The organism is Duganella rhizosphaerae, assembly GCF_040364205.1.
Taxonomy (GTDB): domain Bacteria; phylum Pseudomonadota; class Gammaproteobacteria; order Burkholderiales; family Burkholderiaceae_D; genus Rugamonas; species Rugamonas rhizosphaerae.
The window spans coordinates 161,856-185,912 of sequence record NZ_BPWK01000007.1 but is presented as its reverse complement, the minus strand read 5'-3'; the positions used below and the strand labels follow the sequence as shown (position 1 = coordinate 185,912).

The 24,057-nt window shown below is 47.0% G+C and carries 23 protein-coding genes; 9 read left to right on the top strand and 14 right to left on the bottom strand.

Annotated elements, in window-relative coordinates:
- The first annotated feature begins 234 nt into the window (after positions 1-234).
- Positions 235-702, top strand: coding sequence for a hypothetical protein (locus tag RUGAMON1_RS16960; protein WP_445231608.1), 468 nt, complete (start codon positions 235-237; stop codon positions 700-702).
- 696 nt (positions 703-1,398) lie between these two features.
- Here the strand turns inward: RUGAMON1_RS16960 and RUGAMON1_RS16955 are convergent.
- Both RUGAMON1_RS16955 and RUGAMON1_RS16950 read right to left on the bottom strand, forming a co-directional pair.
- Positions 1,399-2,091 (bottom strand): hypothetical protein, encoded by a 693-nt coding sequence (locus tag RUGAMON1_RS16955; RefSeq protein ID WP_445231607.1) that lies wholly within the window; start codon positions 2,089-2,091, stop codon positions 1,399-1,401.
- Entirely contained in the window at positions 2,092-3,108 is a 1,017-nt protein-coding gene (locus RUGAMON1_RS16950) for a hypothetical protein (RefSeq protein ID WP_445231606.1), read from the bottom strand.
- 526 nt (positions 3,109-3,634) lie between these two features.
- Between RUGAMON1_RS16950 and RUGAMON1_RS16945 the strand changes: the two genes are divergently transcribed.
- Together RUGAMON1_RS16945 and RUGAMON1_RS16940 are read left to right on the top strand one after the other, a co-directional pair.
- Positions 3,635-3,922, top strand: coding sequence for an H-NS histone family protein (locus RUGAMON1_RS16945; RefSeq protein ID WP_445231605.1), 288 nt, complete (start codon positions 3,635-3,637; stop codon positions 3,920-3,922).
- 111 nt (positions 3,923-4,033) lie between these two features.
- Positions 4,034-4,798, top strand: a complete 765-nt coding sequence (locus RUGAMON1_RS16940) for a hypothetical protein (RefSeq protein WP_445231604.1) — start codon at positions 4,034-4,036, stop codon at positions 4,796-4,798.
- Positions 4,799-5,350: 552 nt separating this feature from the next.
- On the opposite strand, the gene RUGAMON1_RS16935 is transcribed toward RUGAMON1_RS16940, so the two are convergent.
- Positions 5,351-5,791 (bottom strand): hypothetical protein, encoded by a 441-nt coding sequence (locus tag RUGAMON1_RS16935; RefSeq protein WP_445231603.1) that lies wholly within the window; start codon positions 5,789-5,791, stop codon positions 5,351-5,353.
- Between the two features lie 181 nt (positions 5,792-5,972).
- Between RUGAMON1_RS16935 and RUGAMON1_RS16930 the strand changes: the two genes are divergently transcribed.
- The 3 genes from RUGAMON1_RS16930 to RUGAMON1_RS16920 are packed head-to-tail and all read left to right on the top strand — an operon-like array spanning position 5,973 to position 7,244.
- Positions 5,973-6,311, top strand: coding sequence for a hypothetical protein (locus tag RUGAMON1_RS16930; protein ID WP_445231602.1), 339 nt, complete (start codon positions 5,973-5,975; stop codon positions 6,309-6,311).
- Positions 6,312-6,353: 42 nt separating this feature from the next.
- Positions 6,354-6,695: a hypothetical protein gene (locus tag RUGAMON1_RS16925; RefSeq protein ID WP_445231601.1), complete on the top strand. Its 342-nt coding sequence runs from the start codon at positions 6,354-6,356 to the stop codon at positions 6,693-6,695.
- A gap of 27 nt (positions 6,696-6,722) precedes the next feature.
- Positions 6,723-7,244 carry a hypothetical protein gene (locus RUGAMON1_RS16920; RefSeq protein ID WP_445231600.1) on the top strand — a complete coding sequence of 174 codons (522 nt, stop codon included), beginning with the start codon at positions 6,723-6,725 and terminating at the stop codon, positions 7,242-7,244.
- Positions 7,245-7,445: 201 nt separating this feature from the next.
- Here the strand turns inward: RUGAMON1_RS16920 and RUGAMON1_RS16915 are convergent, their stop codons facing one another.
- From RUGAMON1_RS16915 to RUGAMON1_RS16900, 4 genes are all read right to left on the bottom strand, one after another.
- Positions 7,446-7,658, bottom strand: coding sequence for a hypothetical protein (locus RUGAMON1_RS16915; RefSeq protein ID WP_445231599.1), 213 nt, complete (start codon positions 7,656-7,658; stop codon positions 7,446-7,448).
- A gap of 419 nt (positions 7,659-8,077) precedes the next feature.
- Complete coding sequence (locus tag RUGAMON1_RS16910) at positions 8,078-9,217, bottom strand: tyrosine-type recombinase/integrase (protein ID WP_445231598.1); 1,140 nt, start codon at positions 9,215-9,217, stop codon at positions 8,078-8,080.
- A 120-nt stretch (positions 9,218-9,337) separates the two neighbouring features.
- Positions 9,338-11,527 (bottom strand): phage/plasmid primase, P4 family, encoded by a 2,190-nt coding sequence (locus tag RUGAMON1_RS16905; RefSeq protein WP_445231597.1) that lies wholly within the window; start codon positions 11,525-11,527, stop codon positions 9,338-9,340.
- A gap of 145 nt (positions 11,528-11,672) precedes the next feature.
- Entirely contained in the window at positions 11,673-12,182 is a 510-nt protein-coding gene (locus tag RUGAMON1_RS16900; protein WP_445231596.1) for a hypothetical protein, read from the bottom strand.
- Between the two features lie 148 nt (positions 12,183-12,330).
- On the opposite strand from RUGAMON1_RS16900, the gene RUGAMON1_RS16895 reads away from it, so the two are divergent.
- The gene (locus RUGAMON1_RS16895; RefSeq protein ID WP_445231595.1) at positions 12,331-12,990 is read left to right on the top strand and encodes a hypothetical protein; all 660 of its coding nucleotides are present in this window, start codon (positions 12,331-12,333) and stop codon (positions 12,988-12,990) included.
- 673 nt (positions 12,991-13,663) lie between these two features.
- On the opposite strand, the gene RUGAMON1_RS16890 is transcribed toward RUGAMON1_RS16895, so the two are convergent.
- The 4 genes from RUGAMON1_RS16890 to RUGAMON1_RS16875 all read right to left on the bottom strand — a co-directional run bounded on the left by RUGAMON1_RS16890 (position 13,664) and on the right by RUGAMON1_RS16875 (position 18,901).
- Positions 13,664-14,425 (bottom strand): hypothetical protein, encoded by a 762-nt coding sequence (locus RUGAMON1_RS16890; RefSeq protein ID WP_445231594.1) that lies wholly within the window; start codon positions 14,423-14,425, stop codon positions 13,664-13,666.
- Between the two features lie 30 nt (positions 14,426-14,455).
- Entirely contained in the window at positions 14,456-15,196 is a 741-nt protein-coding gene (locus tag RUGAMON1_RS16885; protein ID WP_445231593.1) for an EcsC family protein, read from the bottom strand.
- A gap of 606 nt (positions 15,197-15,802) precedes the next feature.
- Positions 15,803-16,930, bottom strand: coding sequence for a hypothetical protein (locus RUGAMON1_RS16880; RefSeq protein WP_445231592.1), 1,128 nt, complete (start codon positions 16,928-16,930; stop codon positions 15,803-15,805).
- A 735-nt stretch (positions 16,931-17,665) separates the two neighbouring features.
- Positions 17,666-18,901 (bottom strand): helix-turn-helix domain-containing protein, encoded by a 1,236-nt coding sequence (locus tag RUGAMON1_RS16875; protein WP_445231591.1) that lies wholly within the window; start codon positions 18,899-18,901, stop codon positions 17,666-17,668.
- A 363-nt stretch (positions 18,902-19,264) separates the two neighbouring features.
- Between RUGAMON1_RS16875 and RUGAMON1_RS16870 the strand changes: the two genes are divergently transcribed.
- The gene (locus RUGAMON1_RS16870; RefSeq protein ID WP_445231590.1) at positions 19,265-19,666 is read left to right on the top strand and encodes a hypothetical protein; all 402 of its coding nucleotides are present in this window, start codon (positions 19,265-19,267) and stop codon (positions 19,664-19,666) included.
- Between the two features lie 69 nt (positions 19,667-19,735).
- Here the strand turns inward: RUGAMON1_RS16870 and RUGAMON1_RS16865 are convergent, their stop codons facing one another.
- Both RUGAMON1_RS16865 and RUGAMON1_RS16860 read right to left on the bottom strand, forming a co-directional pair.
- Positions 19,736-21,319, bottom strand: a complete 1,584-nt coding sequence (locus RUGAMON1_RS16865) for a hypothetical protein (RefSeq protein WP_445231589.1) — start codon at positions 21,317-21,319, stop codon at positions 19,736-19,738.
- A 67-nt stretch (positions 21,320-21,386) separates the two neighbouring features.
- A complete protein-coding gene (locus RUGAMON1_RS16860) occupies positions 21,387-21,791 on the bottom strand; it encodes a DUF1249 domain-containing protein (protein WP_445231588.1) in 405 nt (134 codons plus the stop codon).
- Positions 21,792-22,117: 326 nt separating this feature from the next.
- Here RUGAMON1_RS16860 and RUGAMON1_RS16855 point away from each other — a divergent pair, with 326 nt between their 5' ends.
- Entirely contained in the window at positions 22,118-22,882 is a 765-nt protein-coding gene (locus tag RUGAMON1_RS16855; protein WP_445231587.1) for a hypothetical protein, read from the top strand.
- A gap of 402 nt (positions 22,883-23,284) precedes the next feature.
- Here the strand turns inward: RUGAMON1_RS16855 and RUGAMON1_RS16850 are convergent, their stop codons facing one another.
- Complete coding sequence (locus RUGAMON1_RS16850) at positions 23,285-23,863, bottom strand: FxDxF family PEP-CTERM protein (RefSeq protein ID WP_445231586.1); 579 nt, start codon at positions 23,861-23,863, stop codon at positions 23,285-23,287.
- Positions 23,864-24,057 lie beyond the last annotated feature (194 nt).

The window sequence follows — 24,057 nt, the reverse complement described above, 5'->3', positions numbered from 1 at the left end:
TGACAACGTCGCGGCACGGCCGCTGTGATCGAAAGTGTGATGGCCGACTTCGCCGAGGTGTGATGGCTGTCGTAACGGGCGAAGTCAAGAGCCTCCATCAGTACTCCGCATACAGTATCTTCCGAGCTAGTTGACTGGGCTGTCTTCTGGATAGCTCAGTTCTCATAACTTTCGCACCAACAAGGACTATCGATAGGTTGTACCAACATGTCGAAGTTCAGCTAGAATTGCCTCATGACCACACCAATTACGCCACTAGAGGAAATTGCAAATTTGCAACAAGAAGTTGTGGCCTTGAAACAGCTGCTGGCAGACGAAGAGTTGAAGCTGAAAAAAGTGGAGTACTACGCCGCAAGCACTAATGCTTGGTTTAACACATCATTAGAGTTTGACAAGAGTATGTTTGCACTCTCAGGCGGTGGAATCGCCCTTTTAGTTTCGCTCATGTCAAACGTTAAAACGATACCTATGTTGCTACTTTACATAGCAGCGATTGTTTGTTTCATCGTATGCATAGGCTTGTTGTTAGCGGTCTTTCAGAAAAACAAGACGTATGTGATGCAGTTGGCACAAAATCAGCACGCCGATGCGTCTCTGCTTGATGCACTGGATTCCTCAGCAGCTATTATTTTCGGGCTTGCGGTTGTATTGACAGTTGTACTCGGAATCGCTGTAGCGATGCAGGGATTAAAACTTAATTGATAGGGAAATCATGGCTGATACTGAAAAAATCAAAAACTGGCAGAGCGCAAATGAGAGCTATGCGTCATCTCAGCAGCTCCGCCCCAAAGAACAAGCTCTCGAAAAGAGTTTCAGTAGTGCTTCAGGGCTAAATCCTGGGCCTATTGCCAGCGTGGCCACCACTCCCGTAAATAGCACAACCGCTCCTACGCCCACCGCGTCGATCCCTCCGCGCCCTCGGTAATCCGGATCGCAGAGCCATCGGCTCGGCTGTATCTTGATGACATCCGACTTTTTGATTCAATTGAAGTTTTCCGCGATCACAAACTCATGTGCTTGAAACGCGCATGAGTAACGAACTTTATTGACGTTATCAATAGAGAAACCCCTGCTCTACCATTGAGCTACACCCGCGTGCCACGCATCCTACGCGGGTTTGCGTGATTTTGACAACGTTGCGGCTTGGTTGCTGTGAGCGAAAGTCTGATGGCCAACTTCACCAAGGTGTGATGGCCCGCAGCATCCATCAAAGCTATCTTGACAATCCCATATACTCACACACAAAAGCAGCGGCGTATGCCAGTTCCGCGCTATGCATCGCAGATGACGGACCCAGTGTGTACTGAAAGTAAAACGCTGCGAAACGATCACCGTATTGAAAGCTAGCTCCCGAGGCAACTGCTACTGATACCGCTTTTTCGAAGGTTAAAAAACCAACTATAGCTCATCATCTCTATCGCCTTGAATTCTAAATTTTTCTATTTGCTTACTTATGTCCGTCAACGTATTTTTATACATAGTAAGTCGATCGCTATTTGGAGAAACTTGAGATTTATGAATTGTGGAAGATAGTTTCTTCAATAAAGGAGAAAATTTAGACCAAATCAGTTCTTTATCACGGCCATAGTCCAATTGTTCATTCAGAAAAATAACTTTCTTCTCGATATCAGCAATATTTGAGGTGATTTTTACATGTGACTCAGGTTGCTTGGCCTCAATCAGTAAAAGAACCCTGTCAAACATGTCCTTTGTGGATTTCACAATCCCAGTCCTCGCCTCAGAGCGAACCATAGCATTCTTTTTCCCTCTAGACAGAAACAAACTTTCCAAATTGCATGCATCAGCAAGCATTTTTGAGGAGGCATAAAGCATATTCAAAGCTTGTTGAAAATCAGTGAACTCCCCTAAAGCATCCGACAAAGATCCATAAACAGTAGAATAGACTTTCAACGATCCATCACGCGTACGTATTTCTGGAATAATTTCTTTCCCAAGTAAAATTTTTGCACGTGGTTTTTGATACTCTGCAATTTGAACTTCAAAATCTGCTTTCATTCCTTGGTCCAAGCTCACACCTTCAATATGTGCATAAGCCTGGGATAAAATTGATTTACGAATATAATCAGCCATTTAACCAACATCCTTTTTAAAGTGACTCTTATTCAAATCCTCGTGGAATTTTTCAACATACCCAATTCGATCGAGAGAATCAGCTCTGACGTTGAGGGTCTTTATTATTTGCCTAGCCAGATTCATTAAAATCAATGTCTCAAACGCATATGCAAAGCACTCTTCAAACTTTGACGGCCAGAAATATGAAGAATTGCTTTTGTTGAAATACAGTGAATAATTCATAGCATATTCCCTGAATCCACGCTCAATTTCATCGTCAATCAAACCTAAAAGATAAACTGATGACAAATATGAGTCTAATGAAGGAATCGCTGTGATGTTATACTGAAAATTATCAAACAAACTTCCGCTGCCATTCAGATTGGCAATATCCCGATAGCAAGATACGCCAGGAGAGATACTTACATCCACCAGTCCAGCTTTGATTAAATGCACCGCTAACGCTTTGGAAAATGCATGAAGGTGCGCTTCTGCAGCACTCGCTATTCCTCCCAAAAATGCACTTGCCTTACGGATAGGGAGTTGCATCCAAAATGCCGCGTCGTGATTCAATATCTTTAGAATCGGAGACGAGTAGCTTAAATTCTCGAACTCGTATTCGCTAACCTTCGAAACCAAAAATCTATCAAGTGCACGTGTATCCTGCATCGAATATTCGTGAGCAAATAATCCACTTACGTCGAAAATTCTTTTATTACTGTCTTTCTTTTCCCTAATCAATATAACAGGCTTGTGTGACACTGCCAACCGAACACCCAACTCAAACATAACATTCGGATTGGCATTTTCCCCCGAAAGATCACAGATTACAATGTCAGCATTTCCCAAATCAGAAATTATTTGATCAAGCATCAAAAATGAATCAGACGAGCGGATTACAGAATATATTCCGCCCAGCTTTGAATCGTTCTCAATTGGGTACTTGATATAGTCTGTAAAAAATTTAGTCAATGCCTGTTCATCACGGTCATTCGCGTGTACGAAAGGCATAACAACAAATATTTTTTTTGTCAAAATAAATTCCTCAGTAAAAGGAAACGTGGCTCTAACCCCCAAAAAAAGTCAGCCAGCTATGATAATAGCTGTTACAAGCAGAGCGATTTTACTTTCCGCAGTTAGAAGATTGATAGCGATTGACCGTCCTGCTAGGCAGGCATATCGCAAAAATATGGTAATTTCATCAATGTTGTAGTTGTAACTAGAAGAGTTTGCGGCGACATAACCGCTTCCTATGAAGTGGCGAACTGTCTCATTCACAGCCCAATTCTTGGTACAGCTAGTCTACGAAGAATAACAACATTTGTCGATGGAAATATAGGCTTTGGTGAATGAAGCTAATTTAACAAGTAGCGCGCAAGGCTTTTCATTCTGATTTGATCGGTCAATATGCTGCAATGTGCTACAGATGTTTTATGACTTGACGCTTCATTTGTTTAATACATAACGCTAGATATCTGCATCAATTCCTTGCGTTACATTTGGATAGTATTGAGAAAATCGCGTACAGTATGATCTGTTACCACACCATCAAAGGAAATCCATGTCCACGTATCAGGAATACGCCGCTAAGATCGCCGAGTTGCAACAGCTCGCAGAAGCCGCACGCAAGAACGAGATCGCCGATGCGAAAGCACAAATCGCCGCGATCATGAAGGACTACGGCTTGACCGTTGCAGACCTCGGCGGCGTCAAGACGAAAGCCGCGAAGACGCGCAATCCAGTCGCAGCAAAATATCGGGATAGTGCAACCGGCGAGACCTGGACTGGTCGTGGCCGTTCGCCGAAGTGGCTGGAGGGTAAAGACAAGGATCAGTATCTGATCAAGTAGTCCTGCACTAGTACCACGGGGTAGCCTGGTATCAATCTGGTTGCAACTCCCAGGCTCCCGACGCCGCAGAGCATTCGACCACTTCATTCGTTCATTACGCGCCAAATTCCCATGACTGATACTATAAATCTTGCAGCCGCAGCGGCTGCCTCGGCCGCATCTGTCAGTCACTCGGCCGTTACATCTACATCGGAGACTTGGGAAAAGGCTCTTCTCACTCTGCTGGGGACATTCGTTGGCGCGATGCTTGCATTCTGCACTCAAATTGCCCTTCGAAGAAGAGAGGAGCGAAAAACGGAACAGCTAGCCGCGCACCGGATATTGTTCTGCCTATTTCAGCAGTTGAACGCCACAGTCTTGTTTCAACGGGAATGGATCGCACCACGCGAAAACAGCCCGGTTGCATTTATTGAAATCCCTGCGGCATCAGAGTTCGATCTGTCAAGGAACCTCTTCGATTTTGAATCGTTCGGCTTCTTGTTAAAGTCGCGAGAAGGACGTCAGATTATGTATGATCTTTACTTGGCGCAGGAATGCTATGTTGAGACCTTCCGAGTAATCAATGAACGTTCCCGGATGCATAGGGAGCTGTTGCAGCCGAAGCTGGCAGAAAGCGGATTGGGGACAGGTAATGCCATTTCGCTTCAAGAGCTGGCGAAGCTACTGGGGCCACTGGTCCATGGAACTATGGTCAATTCAACTACTCAAATGATATCGCAACTTCAACATTCATTTGAAAAGCTCATGTCAGCAAAATTAGTATTCCGAGATTTTGTAACGTCATACTTTAAGAGTGATGATTTTACTGAGTTCGACTTTCCTGAAACGTATGGATTAGTTAAAGGCGGAAACGAAACATCGCCTTCTGCCTCTTGAACATTAAGGTTTAGATAGAGTTTTAGTTTCCCCAGGCTACGACTAACCAAACAATCGTCCGCCGTTAGAAATCGATTCTAAGACGCCTAGAATTGATTTCATTTCAGCGCGGCGCGTCGATGCATCTCTCTCAAGCTCCACGCCTTAGAAACGCTTCTAATCGATTTTAACCCGTGGTCTGAGATCGCGACGTCAAAGCGTTCATGGAACTACGGTATTTTATTTTCTTGCTCAACAAGGATACACCGAATGATGTTTTCCACCAGCTGCGCATTTGACGGCGACAGCTTCGCGAGCAGTTCGACGACGGGCTGAAGCGCTGCGCTATCAGTACCATCGTCTGTGGCAGGGGATGCCGATTGATGGGCCATATTGCGGAGTGTGGCCGCGTCCAGTTTTACGGATTGGCGTGCCGGCGCGTGCTTGCGAGTGGATGGCTTTTTGTTTGTCATTCTGGGCTTTCGGTCATTGATGGTGCTGATACCGTCAATGCGAATGCCGAGAACCTCAACGCAGCCTACTGCTATTTCTGACGCTGGCCGCAAGTGCCAACTACGATCCGTTTTCCTGGCTGGCGAGAACGCAGCGAACAATGCCCTCCACCAAGCGGATATTCTGCGGCGACAGTTTCGCCAGCAACTCAACAACCGGCACGACGGCAGCCTGATGCTTGCCGACGACCACAACGCCGACTTCACCATCTGCCTGCTTCTCACCAGCCTTCGCGGCCTTACGCTTGCCAGTGCCAAAACGCAGCCACTCTGCCGACACCTCTAGCCATTCGGCCAGGTTCATCAACTTCGCTTGCGTGGGTATCGCATCGGCAAGAAGCCACTTGCGAACCGTTTGCGCCGCGATCTTGTTCGCTGGGTAGCGTGCGTTGAATTCCTGCGCAATCTGCGTGGGACTTGCAACCGGCAAGCCTATGCGGGTGAACTCTTTCGTCAGCCTCGCGCTGAACTGTTGCCTGAGCTTTTCATTGGTGTTTTCCATGTTGCCGGAAGCTACCGACTATGAAAGTAACTCTACAGAACTATATCGTTTGCACGGTAACGCAAAGTTACTATAAACTATTCCCATCGGGAACTATCCGCATGGTGGTTTCCAACTACAGCGGCGCAATGGGGTGTACGCGCAGATTCGGCAAGTTGCTTTGAGCAAGGGGTTATCCAGTATGCGCATCATCACTTTTGCTCTGCTCACACTTCCGATTGCAGCCATCAGCAGTCCTACAGAAAAGCCTCGTGACGAGTCCGAGCAGGCACGCTTTCAATTCGTTGAGGTGCTCGAAGTCACGCCGCAGTATGTTCAGGTGCCGTGCGAGAGCTGCGGCCCGATGCCAGATCTGCGATTTGATGGCACCAAGTTCAGGTATCGATGCGACGGACAGCTTTATGAAAATTGGACGGCAGCAGCACTACAAACAGGCCGACGTATTCAGGTGGTCGATTGTTCAAAAGTCGTTGTTACGAAAAATCGCCACCCAGTTTTTGAGGATAAGAAACATCAATAGCAGTTTGAATTTTTACTAAACCATAATTCAATTGGGATAAAAATGAACAACCAAAACAACAACGGAAATATTTTACCTGAGCACATCAGGGAGAGCTTGGCCAAATACACAGCTCATGAAAATATCACCTGTCTGCAATGCGGATATTCGGGTCTGATGGGTGTGAAAGGCGAAAAAGATATGGTGAGTGGATCAAGCTGGGCAATCAAGTTCTTCTCGCTATTGGCTGTCTTCGGCATCGTCCTCTACATTGCAAGAGAGCAGTTTGGTTTTTCGTTTCCCTGGTGGCTTGGATTTGCAGCAGCAGTAGTTTTTCATTTCCTCATCAAGAACACAAAGAAAATCTACGAATGCCCTAATTGCCAATCTGAATTGCTGAAGTGATTCAGCTAGCATGGGAGGTGGAAGAGAATGGATCTTAAAGACATTCCGATTATTCGACATTTGCCACTAGCCGCTGGAATACTGAAGGTAGCAGTCATTCTTTCCGGCTACCTGCTCTTCCCAGGACTTGTGCTCTATTACATCGATCGCTATCAGGACCACGCGTATTCCATCGAGGCGAAATGGCACTTCGGTCTTAAAGCCTTCATGTGGGCTGTGGTGACATGGATATTCATCACCTTTGTGCAGTGCCTTTGGACTAATTTTATCGGTGGCCCTGACCCAATGGAGGGACACTGGTTCTTCTTCTCTTGGCCCTACACCAAATTTTTCTCAGATACTACTACGGCTGATGCCTGGTTCTATAATGAAGCAGCGATGTGTGCAGTTCTCATCGGTGTAAGCTGGCTGGCAGCGTTCTGCCTAGGCAAAGAAAACAGCTCGGGCGATTTCATCACGCACGAGTCATATGACGAGGGGCTGCGTAAATTGCGTGAATCGGGTGATACATATGACGATCTGCTCCGTAAGGAGCGCGAGAGACGGTAACTAGCTCAACAAACTATCTCAAAAATCAGCGGCCCATCGATCCCAAAAGCCAGGCGTATCATGGTTGGCGTTTCGCATGCAGTAATCCAGCGGATAGCAGAGGAAGCGCGTGCCTTCCCAACGCATCGAACCATCAGCATTTTCTAAGATTGCTTCAAGTTGCATGTACGACGGATCACTAACGTCATACGGCACGTCAATCTAGATCTGTCCGCGATATGGCTCTGCCCGCACTTCGCTGGCGTAGCCGCCACACTCGGCGTACACGATGCCGTTGGCGTCGAACCACGTCAGGATTTTTTCACGCACAGGATTCAACTCGTAGCGGCCCATGCTGTTGGAAAATTCCAAGAAAAGTACGTCGCGCTGCTTGGCGCGGCCGATCTCATCGATATTTTGTAGTAGTTGCGGCATGCGCTTCCTGTTGCAGTTGAAGGTGAATCAGGCGAAGATTTACGTTACATCGAAGGGGCGATTTCCGTTTTACCCCAGTACAGTATCAACTACTTTTTTGCTCACTAAATGGCAGCGAAAATTCGCATGTTTCGCCTGTATCTATAAGGCTTACTTCGAAATGTCGTGCTCCCAATAATATGACGCCGAAAAATTCGCCGCGTTAGCGCGATGCGGCGAGTAGATTCGATGGTGTCACTCTCTGTATTTTGCAAACGATACGCGACACCTCGCAGGGGCATTTTCCGTTTTAACCCAGTCCGTATCTATCAACTTTTAGCATGCTAAGTTAGCACGGAAATTCGCATGTTTCGCCTGTATCTACAAGGGCTACTTTAAAACGCCGTAGGAAAGAAAATCTTATTCCAACGACATAGCGTTTACGAATGCATCGTATTGATGATGTCAACGGCCTTCCGACTCGCGTCGTTTGGCGCAAGGTGAGCGTAGCGCTGCGTCATCTTCGGATCACTGTGGCCCAACAGCACAGATACTTCAAACAGGCTGACGCCGTTCTTGACGAGTTTGCTGGCATACGAATGGCGCAACGTGTGCATCGTAACCTTACCGCCCTTCTCTCTCACCACATCTGCATCATTTACGCCGGCACGATCCATCGCCTTCTTGATTCCCTGCGCGGCATAGCCACGTGCCATGCCTGTTTTGTTTTCAAAGACGTAGCGTGCATCTGCTCGTCGTTCGGACTGACGGCGTACCATCACTTCACGCAACCGATCTGTCATGAACAACACGTCTTCATTGTTGACTTTGCTGCGGTAGATGTTCAACGTTCCGGCATCCAGATTCACAGCGGTCCATGGCAGGTTCGCGGCCTCAGAATAGCGGCAGCCGGTATCGAGAAGCATGATCACCAAGTCGTAGTTGTCTTGGATATTACGTTGCATCTCAGGCGTGCGATCCTGAGGCGCTTTAACGCCGCTTCTCGGTGATTTCGGATCGAGTTCGCGTAGCAATGCCGCTTCGTCGTTGGAATCGAGATAGCGCAGCCGATAAGCGGATTTTAACTGTGGAAAGACAACGTCGCGATTCGTCTTGTAGCCAAGTCGCTGCATCTCGCGCAGCGTTGAACTGATCAGGCCGATTTCGTGTTTGATCGTCGCAGGCTTGTCGCCCTCGGCCTTACGCTTCGCTACCAATCGTTCGATGTGCTTGGTCTGGATCTCATGCAGGAACAAATTCAGAGGCAGACCGTAACATGGATTTTCACGCTTGGTTTTCGGATCACGTTTGCTGCCGAACATCTTACGAGAGATTGATTCCATGCCGCGATAGTACGAATATTTCTTGCGTGGCTCCAGGTACTTTACCAAGGCATCGTGCAGTGAAATTTCCTCAGCCTCGCCAAGATAAGTTTCACTGTGGATCTTGTTACGCATTTCACGCTCTACCTGCAATGCCTTCGTCTTGTTTGCCGTGCCGGTGCTGCCCACGTATTTTTTATTTTTTACTTGAAACTGATAGTACCAGTTACTACTATTTTCTCGTTTATGCAGAGCCATGTTGTTACCCCTGAAGTATACATATGAAGACCATCCATCAATTTCCGATGAAAGAAAACTGCGGGACGCAACGCAGCTGCTGAGCCTCCTGCGAACAAAAGGCTCAGCAGGCGACCACCGTTAGTCGCGATACATTTTTAATGCGGATGCCTTTTCGCCGTTTTTTTGCAAAGCTTCAGTCAACGGCGTGCGCAAGCCTAAGCCAATGTATTTCCGCTTGGCAGTTTTGGCCTTCTCGTACCCGCGTTCAATAAGCAACATTCCCAGCTTCCGTTTGGTGTAGCTGAACCCGAAGTAGTCTTTCGCCCATGTGGAGAAAGATTCATATGCTTCATCGAAGACCATTTCAAGGAATGGCCCTTCAACGCAATATTCGCGAATCCATGACCCTACGACGTCCATTTCGCTGCGGTACTCCGCCGTAGCAGCAGCCACTGCCGTAGGAACTGGGAGGCCATGGCGTTGCCAGTCGAGGCATCCGCGAATGGCCCAGTTCAGAATTCCTGGCAACTCCGCTTTCAGCTTGCTCTCCAAATTCGGATCACGATCCTCCTTCTTGAACGACACCGGGAAAGGAATCAGGCGCATACGACGCCAGATACCTTCATCCGTTCCCTTAATAACCGGCTTATGATTGCCCGCCACGAACATCTTATGAGTCGGGACAAAAGTAAATTGGCTCTGATACATATGACGTGCCACAATCGGGTCACCTCCAGTCATTGACTTGAGAAGGGCTTCGCTGAAATGACGCCCTTCATCTACCTCACTCATGGCCACGAACCGTTTCCCCCTCAGGCTCGCGATGTCACCAGATGGTCCACTGCTGTTACGCTGGCGGTCGAGCAACAAATCGCCCGATGCCTGCGCGCCATAGTCCCCCATCAGCGATTGGGTTACATTCAAGAATGTGCTTTTGCCATTGGCACCGTAGCCATACCCGAAGCCCATGCACTGCTCAATGAGAGATGCGGTAAGTGAGTAGCCAATCAACCGCTGGAGATATGTAACGAGCTCCATGTCGCCGCCCATCACCTGCTCTAAGAAAGCAACCCACCGTGGGCAAGTTGCTTCGGAATCGAAAGCAGTACCGGCAACCTGCGTGATGAGTTTGGACTGGTCTGGTGCGCAGAACTGGCCCGTCTTAAGATTGACATAGCCGTTTTGTACGCCAAGCTGAAAGCCGTCGCTATCCAATTTAGAGATCGGCAGCCCGATTCCCGGTTCTGATTTGAACAACGTGATCATGTTCTTGATACGCGTGGCACCTTCGGAGGCGAGTGCATGTTTTTTTAGGCGGGTTTTCACCGGCCCTTGATCCATTGCATCCGCCTCTTTGTGCAAGGTCTTTGCTACGTCCTTAGCCAACCCTTGAATGACAACATAGCTGGTTGGCTCCCAGTAGACGCCATTCCACCGCAGCCAACTATCGGTCTCAATCACATAGCGCACCATGTCGCCGTACAGTTCCGCGAGCTTCGCAGCGTTGCCGCTATCCGTGCAATGCATGTGCACGGATTTCTCGTACAGACGAAACACGTTATCCACGACCTGTACCACCTCTTCAACTTCCATTGGGGGCTGGAACAGTTCATTGGCGCGGACCGAAAATACTTCTACTTCGCCCCTGGAGTGACCTGCCTTCATCTGGCTGAGCGCAAGGTGGAACAGCTTCTCGTTACGGCTGCCAGCATTGACAGGCTCGGCAAAAGCAGTCCCTACATAGTCATGCGTAGGATGAGGGCTACGCTTCTCAGTCAGTTTGCGGACCATAGCTTCTGGCATCTCGATAGACTGAGTAGCACCACTTTTCCACTGATAGGGTTTGCCGTTCACAATAGACGGCGATGCGACGAAATAGCCCCCCTCTCCGCGTACATCGAGACCAGGCATAAAGCCTACTTTGTTACCGATATTTATCCCTTGAGTGGATTTGTAAACCACATGCATGCCACCGCTCGGCGTATCGCTACTGAGTGAGGGCTTGAGCGCCCCGGTTTCATTGCCAAGCTTCTCCCACGAGTCAAATCCTGGCGCTCCGTTCTTCACATCGATATCCATAAGGGTAATGTCATTCTGCTTTCCTGTAGGAATACCGATATTATTCATCGATCCGGGCGGCCACCAGGCCGCGATCTGCTCCAAATCACTGGAAGCAGACTTAAAGCCACCGGCAATAATAGGAATCTTCCTTCCCGGGACAAGAGGAAATATTGCAAAGCCAGCGCGAGCATATGCTTGAGCTGCTTCTGAAAGCGACATTTTATTAATTTCTGTCGTATCAGGAAAATTGATGAGAGATGAATTCATGTAATAAAATTTTTTGGACAGTATTAATTCTTACTGCGCTCGCAGTATTTCTTGGTTTTTTTGCAATGCGCAAAGGTCAGCGCATTGCAAATCATTTTATTAGCACAGAGATAATATCGTTATCAGTTCCGATATTTTCGTCAGTTTAGAAATCGGGCATGGCAGCAGTAGGATTACTGGCCCGGAAGCATTTCCTAGCATCATCTTCCAGCACATCATGCATCATCAAAACCTCTTGAGCGAGATCAGCGGCAATCACATCAACATATTTCAGGTCATAGCTATCGAGCATATAGGTAAATTCCTCTGTGACGTGTACACGCTGTATGTTTTTTGCGGCCGCAGCTGGTACGCCGAAGCATCGCATTACTTCCACGTTTGGAGTGCACACTACTTGAGTCAGTGCAAAAGCGATAATTTCCCCTGGAGCTTTTTCGTGGAAGCCAATTTCCAAGCCAATGTGGATTTCGCCTTCAACTCGATGGCCGAGCGAAGTTTTTACCGCCTTGTCCAATGCATGAATTACTGCATCGCTAAACTCGGAATATGGGGGATATTTATCGCGGCCACGCGGCTTTTTCGAACGACGCGATTTCTTCTGCTGGGCCTTTGCGATAGTCGCTACCTGCACGGCTTTGCTTGCGTCGTTATTCACAGAAGTCGGTTTAGATTGTGTACATTTTTTCACTTGGAACTCTCGGTTGGTTAAGAGGAGTTCAGTATTTCACCGGACAACAAAATATACAAATTACACCCGATACGCTATAATTCATCGACAATGAACGTATACTTTTAGGTGAAAAATGAGAAAAATTGACCATATGACCGCTCAAGAAGCGAAGCACAACCTCCGATTTGAGTTCTTGAAGTTGTCAGATAAATACCTAAAGTGCTGCGAAAATGGAGGTTCTGGCCCACTCGCCGAGCTCTATCAAGAGTTTGGAGATGTTAGGGATATTTCTTATGAGCAATGGAAAACTGGCAAGGTTACTAGTCCCAATAATTTGGAAGCGTTTCATTGCAAGAAAGCTTTGAGTGCTGAAGATGCAGCGTACTGGATGGGAGATGGTGCGGACGACGACGGTTTGGTCGTAATATGCAATACGGGCTCAACAATAACTCAGCTAACTAAAAGTTTTGCCGAAATACTCAAGGTACATATCAAAAAGAAAACCGGAGAGCGTGCAGAAGACTTTGAATCGAAGTTTCCTATTGGCGCAAAAGTGCACGTTCCAGCGCTAACAAAAGCTCTGGCCGTATATAAAATGCGCAATGAGATAGATGAAAATGGAAAACGCACGCCTTACTATGATATTGGCCTTGCTTTAAACATTAGTGAAAAAATCTTGACCAACGAGGAAGGTGAAACAGGACGAAAGGATAAATTAAAGTCAACGGCTAGACGTCTATACGTCATGGCAGAAAAAACCATTGCGAACATTGAAAAAGGTCAATTCCCGTAATTTAATCACTTGCAAAATGGCTAGAGGCAATGGCGCGCCCCTGTTGCCCACTCGCGGCTACATTGAGTGATTACGATAATGACGACGTCTTGGGAATTTTAGAAAATATTATTATATTTTTCTTTGAATTCAATATGTTTTAGAAAAATAGAGAAATCGTCAATCTTCGTCATTTTTTAGATTTTTCTTCGATCCAACCAGCAAGTCGGTGACAAAAACGGTTGGCAAAAAAGAAAAAATGAAAAATACGATTGTATGTGTCAGACACTGTGCGATTGCGTCAGAAGCTAAATAACCTTCTAACTTACTCCCCCCAATGAAGTACCCAGGCGGCACCGGGCGGAGCTGCCGAAGATATGTAGGTGGAAATGAGATGGCTCGTGCAATGGGCATCAGGCGAGTACTCCATGAGTCTATAAACCTTCTGGCCTACCCACCTCAAGGGCGTATCCAGGCGGCATTGGGTCCCGTGGGTGAATGCATGCAGGTGAGAATGAGATGGCTCTTGCGTTGCGGCGTCTGGCTAGTACGTCATGAGCCATCAAATCTTTTAACGTAAAGACGCCCCTGCGCTTACGCAAGTCTACTTAGAATCGACGGATGGATGTAAGTAGGGAATGCGATTGACGCGGGGGCGATACCCAATCTGAATAGCAGGAATCTATTTAAGCCGCTATATGTCGATCAGTTCACACAATTCCTCATATTTTTCATAAGCTGATTTGTTTTTATCAAATACGTAACCTAAGAATTCTTCCATGTAATCTTCAGTTGGCGTATTCTTTTCAGCTTCTAGTTGAATATCATATCTAAAGGAGTTATAGTATGGATGTAGTGTCAACAGCCGCACGCCAAATCTACTGCATACCGCAATAATTTCTTCAAGTCCAACTACTGGTTCGTTTTTAGCCCACTCCAAAACAACATAAGCTTCATGTGCAAAGCGTCTATGCGATGCAGCTTCAAAGACAGACTCAATATTCCAACGCTTCCACTGCTTTAGTTCATATGTCGTAATTAAAATTTTATGGCTTCGAAGAATATCAAATTTCCTTAATGAAATTTTAGAAATATCTGGATTTGACCATTTTCCGCTCTTTCGCAAAGAACTTGTATCAATAATTAACGCAGGCTCTTCATTCTCCTCAGATTCTGATTCTAAGACTTTTACAAAAGGGACATATAGTGCCTTTTCGTTTTCCACCGAGGATTTTGTATTTTGTAAAGTCTTTACCTTAAGACCTGAGGAAGTCAGCTGTACTCCTCCCCCCTGACCGGTAACTTTTTCAATTAACTCAGCGTCAAGTAATTCTTCACGTATTTTTGCGTATTTTTCGTCCGAGAGCCCTAGAGTAGAACGAACGTTTCTATTGGATGAACGCCCTTGCTCCTGAAGAAACCAAATCAAACGGTCTTTATCGCTAGAGCTAGCCAAGATATTTCCTTTTTAGCAGTTTTACAGAATTTAATTTAAAACCGGATTGTCTTCAATGCATGCGACGAAAGTGTTACGCGCAACATTTCCAATCAAGTTGGTTGCAATAGCATCGACCGTTCCACCAACTACACCACCAAAAAACGGTACTACTTTTACTAAATTAATCACGCCTTTTTCGCCAAATTTTGTTACAAGCCTAAATCCAACTTTTTGATTAATAGCAAGTATGGTCTTTCCAGATATATTCTTTATAGCGTTAGTCGCCATTTTCGTACCGACAACGATACCAACATCTTTCAATATATCCTTCGCAGCATCGCCGGCTAAACACGCATAAACAAGTGTTTTCACTCGGTCACTATGCAAATCCTGGCCGCACATTTTAGCTATAGCAGCGATCATTCGAATTTGAACATACATAACCGATGCAATGTTGGCAGGAATTGTTACTGGCATGGTGATTATTCCGCCCAGGCCTGTTATAAATCCTGAGGTTCCAGCCTTCGTATTTTGCCAGCGAATTAGGGAATCGATTTTTTCCTCAATGGTTCCTTTGCCTGCTAGATACTCGTTTGCCATTTCTTCGGCAGAATCCAAACCAGCTACCCCATTCACTGCTTTATCGTAAGCCCAATCCAATGCCTGCATAATCTTACTCTGCGTCAATTCATTAGCCATGTATTCCCTTACAGGTTGTTTGTGTGGAACTAGAGATCCTTGCCATAACATAGCATAGACATTTCCTGTTGGCAAAAAAATAGTACGCATCTTCAATGCTTCTCAGGGAGCGTGATATTTGGATAGAATTTAGCAGGCTAAGTGGCACGTCATTAACCCACTCCTAGGTCAACAGGGATTTAACTAGGTTGTCCTGCTACCGACACAGGAAGATCTTAGCTAAGCACCTGAAATGGTCGCCAGCAATGAGAAAATGTCCTCGTCGCCGGGAAAATTTTCATCTTTTGCCCTCACAGTAACTGTCGAGGGTAGGCGCGAAAAGATTAAACCTTCTGACGTCCCGGCGGAAACTGAGCGCCCATGCGGGCCTCTGGGGTGTGGGTCTCCAGCTGGAGGCGCGAATGTAGCAGGCTGTCGCGGCTCGGGTCTGCCGGTAGGCCATGAGCCATCGGACCTTCTCACCTACAGCCGAAATTCATGCGCCAGTGCGGGCCTGCGTAGTATCAGCACCTGGATGTAGCCAGTGATGCGATAGATCATCATGAGTGACGGCGGAGCTAAACTCTACTGTTCTCGACGAAAACGCAAACAGAAACGAATCTTATTTTCGCAAAATCAAGCGTATTTCGATAATTTTTCAAGATAAATCACACGTTATTGCAAACTAGAAAAACCGCCCTCTATCGCACTACACATCTAGGTTATCTCGTTCGCATCAAATCCAAACTTGTTGTCGTTCTTGCCGGAGTCGTAGCCGAAATAGGCGGTGATTGCCAGGTGATCATTCATCGCGACGTGTAGATGGTTAGCGTAGCTCTTCGCCCTTGGGAAAACTCGCCAGGATATAGGTCTACTAGCCATCACTTCAACACCGGAATCATTAACATAGAGCAACTTAGTATTTGTTTCTATTACTGTTCCAAAAACTCCTGTTCGAGCAGATAGCACGTCGCGCGTCTCAAGCAATCCTTGGTCAATATTCAAGATATCTACATTATCCCCATTTTCAATCGACAAGCCTTTTTTTTCTCTTTGGCTTACTGCGATAGCCCCACTGGTGAGCAGCGAGAATATTTTTGACCCACCAAGCCATGAATAAAGAGGTTCGCCTTCGTCATAACTGATTTGTTTGCTAATGGGTGGCTGGCGCTTTGCCGTCTCCAGACTATTCCAGTATTCCGGTGGTACGTTTCCATGTGGGCGTTCAGGCAAATCGGCGAAAATCGATAAGTAGGAACCTTGCAGTGAATTTGCAACGAGATTTGAGCCGATCCATTGACAATCGTTTGAGTCGACTTCTAACAACGTTGAGACGTCTTCCCGTTTTATATATCCGGTTCGCGGCAACGCTGATATGATGCCATTATGACCAGCAGCAATTGCAATTCGGTGCGAGTCATTAGCAGAAACCTTGTACGAGTAAGTATTCCATACCCGAAATTTCTCTCTAATATTTAGCTGCTTGGTCGTCCAATCATACGGAATTTCGTCAACGCCATTCTCACCAGCCATGTAAAATCTATTAGCATAAACATTAATATCAGTCGGCCACTCATTCAGGCCAGTTTCGAAAAGTAGGTGCTTTGAGAGAAGACCCGCTTCTATTATTATGTCCGAGTAGGATGATTCATAGGCTGAAAACCCTTTTCTAGAGTCCAACAAGAAATCTAATTTATCTTGGCCGTCGTCGGAATTTAAATTTATCGTTCGTTTCAAAACAGCTTCCCAGTCGTACATCATTAACCTTGAGTCTGCGCAAACGAGAAATAGTGTACCGCTGTACAAAAACGAGTCAATGAATTCGCCTTCGATCTTGATATTCAATCGATCATATGTCATTTCTTAAAACTCCCCGACCTAATACGTTTCTTATCCGTACTGTCAATATACGAATTAAGCCTCCAAGATTCCAAAACTGCATCTGGGGGGATGTCATCACCACGTGGATGAACAGGATACCCATGCCATTCATTGTTGTGATCTATCTTGAATTTCGCTATATAGCAAATATTTGAAATGTCAACTCCTAGCTCTGACATTCCATTCACCGTATCAATTGACCATAGCCAACCCTTTAGGGGTGTCGCCCAACCATTTCTACTCGCGTCGGAAAATAGTTGAATTTCCTTCCAGTTGTCCACTGTCCACATGCTAGCTTTTTCAGTTGGCTTACCAGCGCGATGCTTGGTGTGCACTCGATACGATCCAAATTGCATTTCTCTATTCCTATTTTTTACCCAACCATAGCACTTTAGCATTCGATTTGACGCTCGCCCAGCCCTTTCGGCCTTGCCTACCCAAACAGCACTTTGCCGCATTGGTGCAATTGGGGGGGGTAAGTCTTAGCTCTTCGGCATAAATCATTTTGGTCGATGTACAGCGCTTCTAGCGCATGCGCGTCAGACTCGAACATGAAGCTGCGTCAGAAGCGTTTGCAGCTTCTAACCTAGCCAAGAAATCGCACAGCGCAGGCTGGATGCAAGATGCCGGAGCAGTCTGTGTGATGGGAAATGAGATAGTTGTCTAGCTGCAAATTTCATCGAAAACAGTACGTGTCTATTACCAATTTGATTGGATTTGTTTTTTTGCTTCGGGGCTAAGTGTCTCTTTTAAGATGCTCTGCGCGTCCAGGAAAGACTGGCCATGCCATTCACCATAGTGGCAAGCGCGAGGCTCACGGTGTTCAAAATCAAGAAGAGACACGCACCAGTCAGAGCCCCTGCTTCGGCCTTCAAGTACAGAACCGGGGTAGATCTGCCCTTCCTTGAGTTTGTAAAAGGTCTCATCGTCTAGCGCAAAGCCTCGGAACGAGATTCTTTTGCGCAGCATATGAACAAAGAACAGGCAAAGGTCTTCCATCTGGGAGCGGCCAGTTCCGCCTACATGTGAGCTCACATGCCAGACGCCATTGATCGTCACGTAGCGCCACGAATCGAGTCGAACCACAATCGCGCATTCACCGTAATCTGAATCTGACCGGATGATAAAAATTTCCTCATGACCATGCTCCTCAATAAATGGGATCGCATCCAGGGCACTGAAGGCCATCGGCTCGTTGCAATAGAAGGCTTCGTCCTCACCATGAATGAGCCACTCTGCATTGACTCCGAACTTCGCGGCGAAGTCTCGCATGAATCTAATAGGTGGCTCTTGGCGGCCATCAAAGTATTTCAAAACATCAGTTACCCGCTCCGCCTGTAGAGCTTCCGCAACTCGCGATACAGTCAGGGTGTTATATTTGCGATTCTCATTCAGCAGTGTCAGCGCATTTGAAATTCGATGTGCGAAGGGACCTTCGCTGCTTTTGTTCGATTCAGGTGTTTGGGTTAAATGAGGAGCATCTTCCAAGAACGAGAAGAACCGTGCTGCCACACTGCGGTGTTCGTCAAGCATATCCGTCAAATCGTTCCAGCTAACGATGTGGACGGAAAATTGGCCGACCGCGCGCCTAGCTTCGGAGAGCGACCGTATCTTCGCTTGCAGAACCCCATCTCGGTCAGCCGTTGTGGCGATAATGAAGTGCTGAATACGAGGCAGAAAATCCTCGGCCTTTTCTATCTCAGCTTCAATCTCTGAGAAAGTTATTCGCTTAGAGCGGACTTTGCATTGAACCCCATAGGCATTACCACTAGCGATGTCACGCCCGAAAATGTCAACACCATTCTGACGTTGACCAGATATACCGTTTAGCTGCGCATTTGGATCGCTCCACGTCTTCCGATAAAGCGCCAAACAGATCGCTTCAAAATCTTGGGGTGAGGTTGGTTTAGGAAGTGTGTGATTTCGATAGGTCATGTGTGTAGGATAACGCACAATTTTTAGGCTTGATGGATACGTTCGTCAGCATCGAAAATGCTGACGCAATAAAAATAATATAAACTATTTATATCAAATATCCAATGCGATATGAATAGATCGATCTCGCAAAGCGGCTCTCAAAGCTTCTAACGTAGCTTGAGCGCCCCAGGATTCATGCGGGTCTTAGGCGGATGCCCTCACGGGTGTGATGGGAACTGTGGTGGTTGCTCAGCGAAAATGCCGTCACAGCCAATGTGCAATTCGATGATGTGCCGCGAAAATCTGGTCTGCTGCCTGGCCGTTGCCTAGTCGTGGAAAACTGTTGATGGTAAAGGCTCCTTAACCAAGCGAGCCTACATCATGAACGCTAAGACTACTGCAACCGAACTGCCCAAGGCAACGACCGATCAGAAATCGGCAGCACCTGCCGCCGCGACGACCACGCCGCAAGCTGTTGCACCTGCATCGCCAAGCGGAGCTGGACCGATTAAAAACGCCTCTACGCCGATTTCATCGACGCCGACGGCGGATACGACAGCGAATGAAGGAAAAAGCGATGCTAGCGTTTCTCCTACGGTCAAAGCGGAGAAGAAGCCTAAAGCACCGACGAAGATGGAAATCGCCTCCGCCATCTACCTGCGCATGTCCAAGCAACAGGATGTCACGCGCAAGCAGATCGTCGAACAGTTCGTCACGGAAGCCAAGCTGAGTGCGGCCGGTGCCAGCACGTACTATCAGTTGATCAAGGCGAAGCTTGGATAACAATTTTCTGTAAAGATCTGCCTGTATTTGACAGGCAGATCTTGTGTCACTTATACGTCCATGACTAGCCTAGTGATATGTAATTTTGGTGTGAACTACACAATCTGATGATGGATGAATTTCCAATTCGACATTCTTATTAGCACTCAAGACCTGAAGCGGAATCTCATTCCTTAGCGTCGCGCTTGTAAAGATTATGCTTACCACAGCATTTGCGATCTGGAGACCAAATAGGTTCAATGGTAAATTACAAGGACGTTCCAATTTTATAGCCGCAAATCGACCATCCGTTAGTTGCTGAGCTTGCTCATCATTTGTTTCACTACCTATAGTGATATCTATTTTGCAGGGCTCGATTTGATTTCCGACTAGACCAGAATAGGCATGAAGGTATTGATAAACTTCTTCTGCTGCTGTCCAGTCGTCATAGGAAACTTCAACTTCGGTACTAAATTTGGTATCTAAATTCAACGCATTCAAAATATATCTGACATTTCTTAGATGTCGTAATAGTCCATAAATTTCCAAACACTTTTCCTTGTTGCCCAGTTTTACCTGGCCGCCACTTAATAGCGTTCTTCCTTCTACCTCAACCGCCAAACACATATTTTTTTCCTCTACATAAGCGGAGTAGAGCTGGAACAATTTATCAAAGTAAGGCAATGACTTTATAGATCTCCCTTCCCAGATTTCGAAATTAATTTCAGATGAAGTATGCCCAGCCCCATTGGTATCAAAGTCACAACTGAGCTGAAGTGAGTACATTCCGCCGAACATCGAACCGGAAAATGTAATTGATTCAGTGCCACCGACAACTTCACCAAAAATATCATCAAAACTATTTTCATAATTTTTATCAGTCGTCTCTAATTTTATTTTTGTAATTGCCGGCTTGCGGACCACAGACGTTAGAATCAACCGGCCATTGATGTTTGAACTAAAATCAAATAGCGGTGATCCCTCAAATTTCATTGCGCGAGAGTCGATTTCCAGCGATTTTCCGTGGGACACTAGATCTTTAAATTTTTTTGCGAATTCAATCTCAAAGCCTGTTTGAACGTTCCAAACAATTTCAACTGGATTTTTTGCATTGAAGATATACGAAGTATTACCTTCTTTATATTCGACATCCACAGAAAATCTGGGATCAAGTCTCTCCAATTCAGCCGCACTAAGTCGACAGATATCCGAAACAGCGCTAGATAATGGAGATCTTTTTAATTTACTAAAAACGACATCATGGAGAGCCTGATAATCATTCCGAGAAATCGGTGATTTCCCAAATTCTTCCAGTGCCAGCGTTTCTGCTTTTTGCTTCCACCGTTGAAGCAAATCTACAGTATAACGAACAGAGTCTTTGTCAATAATCGTTGAGCAGTTAGAGCAAAGCCAGATCGCATTTCCAATTCCTTTACGAAGTTCAGACCCCATATCCTTATCGTATCGTGGCCCGCCAGGCGATGCCGCTTTAATATGCGCCGCGACGCCCATGTTGTTCGACTTTTTTTCATCTGCAGTCGGCCCAGATGTTGGTACACGACAGTCTGGGTTAGAGCACTTCCCATTTACGCGCCGCTCCAACACTTTGATCACATCAGGAGGAAAATTATCATTTCGCTTATTAGCCATGGGCACACACTTCGTGTTGATCATCCACGAATTCTACGTGCAGAACGGCCCTTCAGGTGCAGGCCGAGGCAATTAGCGGCAACTAAGTCCTTCACTGTGTGAACTGGGCCGTCGGCTGACGTCGCCCATCCGCAATCATCTTCGTCAACCACTGGTCAAGAAAATGGTTCAGCTCCGCCTTGGCCAACGGGCTGAAAGCCATCAGTTCCGGACAGAACACTTTCCGCGAACCGAAGCAATCGGTGTAGGTCAACACGCCGACGGTCTCGGCCATCAAGTACACCTCGATGGTCAAATCAGGGTCAGGTACCGCAGCGCCGTGCAGGCGTTCGAGATAGTGGCTCATGCGAAGCACCAAACGGTGCTTGTGCCGCTCGATCACATCGATATTGACATCGCTGTGGCCGAGCGCGGTCAGCTTGGCTGGTCCGTTCATGTCATGCAAGCCTGGCAGAAGTTGAAGCAGCTTGCGATAGTTTTCTTGATAGAGATCCATGCCGATTCCTCGTTGATTGCAATACGGGAACCATCCATGGAAAAGCGCAAACGGACAACGCGATCCTTGTACGACAGTTACAAAGTACACTCGTCCACACTGTTTGACTTTTTTAGATCTGATGCGCTATAGTCGAGATATAGGAATGCTCCCCCGGGTTTTGAGGCCCAACAAGAGCGAATGCATTGCCGTTGTAAAACTCTTTTTTCTCATGTTTCGCATGAGTACCTGTACCGCCATGTTTTCCATGCTGAAGTTATTTGAAGCGTGGTCGACTAAACCTCAACGTCCACGAAAATTTCAATACACTTTCATAAGGAAATATAATGGCTACCAATCTTACTCCCATTGTCTTTGCACTGCGTGATCGTCTTACTCAAGACGCTCCCGAGACTTTCGGCGAAAAAATGCCAAATGGACATTCTCGCCAATTGCTCGCCGCTTCAATGGGTTTCAACACAAATGAAGCATTAAACGCCGATGATGAGGCGGTTGTTGATGATTTGCACGTCATCATCGATAAACGTAAATTGGCAGAGCGCATCGTCGAGTTGGGATATCCAACAAATCAACTGGATCGCGTAATAAGCGCAGTTGCTGGGGCCTCCAGTGCAAAAATGGAATTCCATACGGATATCTCATCACTGGAAAGCGCCATTGTGGACTTTGTGATCGAGGACGCAGTCGTCGACGGTGGTGTATTGGCTTACGAGGCAGAAAAAACCCGCGTGCCAATTGGTAGAAACGATGTGACTGTGCGCGTTGATATGTCATCAGCATCCCCGCTCGACATTAGCGACACAACGGTCTCTTTTCCTGTTGCCGTAACGATCAACTACGACGACGATGTGGAGAGGCAATTCTTCGGAAACAACGATCGCTTGGACTACGCTGGTGAAGTCGTATTCCAGCGCAACGGCCCTGCCGGTCTGTCCGATCCTGAGTTTGTTGTTACTGAGACACCTGACGCCGATGATGTCGCCGAAATCCGTCAAGCGCATGAGGAAGATGACGATTTTGGCGATGACTATGAAGACGACTTCGGTGACGACTCGGCAGATAGCGACGGCGAAGACACCGAAGACGATTAATTTCGTTATTTGATCATATAACTCAATGCCGCTGGAATTTCATCCAGTTGCACCTAACTATCCCGGAATTTCCTGTCAGCCATCACACCATAACGGCAGCTTTTTCGACTAGATGTGGGGTCGAAAATGTGATGGCTGATAACTTGTTGATTAAGGTGGGATTTTGGTGTGATCGCATATTCATGCGCTTAAAACCCGCATGAACAGTGGGGTTTAACAAGGCGGCGGGGCTTGGGAAGCTTCTGCTCTACCATTGAGCTACACCCGCATGCCACGCATTCTACGCGGGATTCGACAATGTTGACAACGTTGTCGCACGGCCGCTGGGTCGACAATATGACGAAAGCCCCGACGAGCGGGGCTTTCAATCCAACATGACAGGCGCGCAGCCGGCCAATGGCGTTACTTGGCGGCGCGGCGGCGTGCGGCGAAGCCGATCAGGCCCAGACCTGCCAGCAGCATGCCGTAGGTTTCCGGTTCCGGCACTGCCGACAGTTGCGTGAACTTGACCGAACCACCGTTTGCCGTCAGCGCGTTGACATGCAGCTGGAAAGCGCTGAAGTCGCCCAGGGTGGTGTTTTTGAAGATCCACGTGGCAGTTTCGCCATCGGTAAATCGGCCGTTGCCGTTGGCTGGCTGGAATTTCACCGCAGTGGCGGAGAGACCGTGATTCGCCAGCCCGATGGTGCTGCCGGAAAGCGCACTAAAACTGACTGGCGCGGCGCTCTTAGCATTGGAAAATTCCAGGTCGAATACGAAGGGGTGGCTCGTGTTGAGCGCGTTGTTCCAATCGGCCGCCAGGGTCCACACCGTGTTGGCACCCGATTCGGTGATCGTCAGGTGAGCCATGTCCTGGCTGGCGAAACCGACGACATTGCTTTTGCCCAGAACGATGGTTTCAGTGGCGGCAAAGGCGGCAGGCGTCGAACCAATTGCAGCGGCAAATGCACAGGCGGCGATTGCGATTTTCGAGAATTTCAAGATAGTCCTCTTGGGGTAGTGATTGCGCTGCAATGACGACTTAGGGCGTAGCTTCAACTCAGTGATGCAAATATACCATAATGATTGCAATACAGGAACTTACTTTTTAAAAAAATAATTCACATGTTATATGAGAAACTTTTCGTAGTAAAAAAGCACGATGCCATTTCGTTGGGCGACAGATAAAAATCATA

Bases quoted from the DNA above. Each gene is read 5' to 3' on its own strand.
- RUGAMON1_RS16960 (WP_445231608.1), top strand. From the start codon at position 235: ATGACCACACCAATTACGCCACTAGAGGAAATTGCAAATTTGCAACAA.
- RUGAMON1_RS16955 (WP_445231607.1), bottom strand. From the start codon at position 2,091: ATGGCTGATTATATTCGTAAATCAATTTTATCCCAGGCTTATGCACAT.
- RUGAMON1_RS16945 (WP_445231605.1), top strand. From the start codon at position 3,635: ATGTCCACGTATCAGGAATACGCCGCTAAGATCGCCGAGTTGCAACAG.
- RUGAMON1_RS16940 (WP_445231604.1), top strand. From the start codon at position 4,034: ATGACTGATACTATAAATCTTGCAGCCGCAGCGGCTGCCTCGGCCGCA.
- RUGAMON1_RS16935 (WP_445231603.1), bottom strand. From the start codon at position 5,791: ATGGAAAACACCAATGAAAAGCTCAGGCAACAGTTCAGCGCGAGGCTG.
- RUGAMON1_RS16930 (WP_445231602.1), top strand. From the start codon at position 5,973: ATGCGCATCATCACTTTTGCTCTGCTCACACTTCCGATTGCAGCCATC.
- RUGAMON1_RS16925 (WP_445231601.1), top strand. From the start codon at position 6,354: ATGAACAACCAAAACAACAACGGAAATATTTTACCTGAGCACATCAGG.
- RUGAMON1_RS16920 (WP_445231600.1), top strand. From the start codon at position 6,723: ATGGATCTTAAAGACATTCCGATTATTCGACATTTGCCACTAGCCGCT.
- RUGAMON1_RS16915 (WP_445231599.1), bottom strand. From the start codon at position 7,658: ATGCCGCAACTACTACAAAATATCGATGAGATCGGCCGCGCCAAGCAG.
- RUGAMON1_RS16910 (WP_445231598.1), bottom strand. From the start codon at position 9,217: ATGGCTCTGCATAAACGAGAAAATAGTAGTAACTGGTACTATCAGTTT.
- RUGAMON1_RS16905 (WP_445231597.1), bottom strand. From the start codon at position 11,527: ATGAATTCATCTCTCATCAATTTTCCTGATACGACAGAAATTAATAAA.
- RUGAMON1_RS16895 (WP_445231595.1), top strand. From the start codon at position 12,331: ATGAGAAAAATTGACCATATGACCGCTCAAGAAGCGAAGCACAACCTC.
- RUGAMON1_RS16885 (WP_445231593.1), bottom strand. From the start codon at position 15,196: ATGCGTACTATTTTTTTGCCAACAGGAAATGTCTATGCTATGTTATGG.
- RUGAMON1_RS16875 (WP_445231591.1), bottom strand. From the start codon at position 18,901: ATGACCTATCGAAATCACACACTTCCTAAACCAACCTCACCCCAAGAT.
- RUGAMON1_RS16870 (WP_445231590.1), top strand. From the start codon at position 19,265: ATGAACGCTAAGACTACTGCAACCGAACTGCCCAAGGCAACGACCGAT.
- RUGAMON1_RS16865 (WP_445231589.1), bottom strand. From the start codon at position 21,319: ATGATCAACACGAAGTGTGTGCCCATGGCTAATAAGCGAAATGATAAT.
- RUGAMON1_RS16860 (WP_445231588.1), bottom strand. From the start codon at position 21,791: ATGGATCTCTATCAAGAAAACTATCGCAAGCTGCTTCAACTTCTGCCA.
- RUGAMON1_RS16855 (WP_445231587.1), top strand. From the start codon at position 22,118: ATGGCTACCAATCTTACTCCCATTGTCTTTGCACTGCGTGATCGTCTT.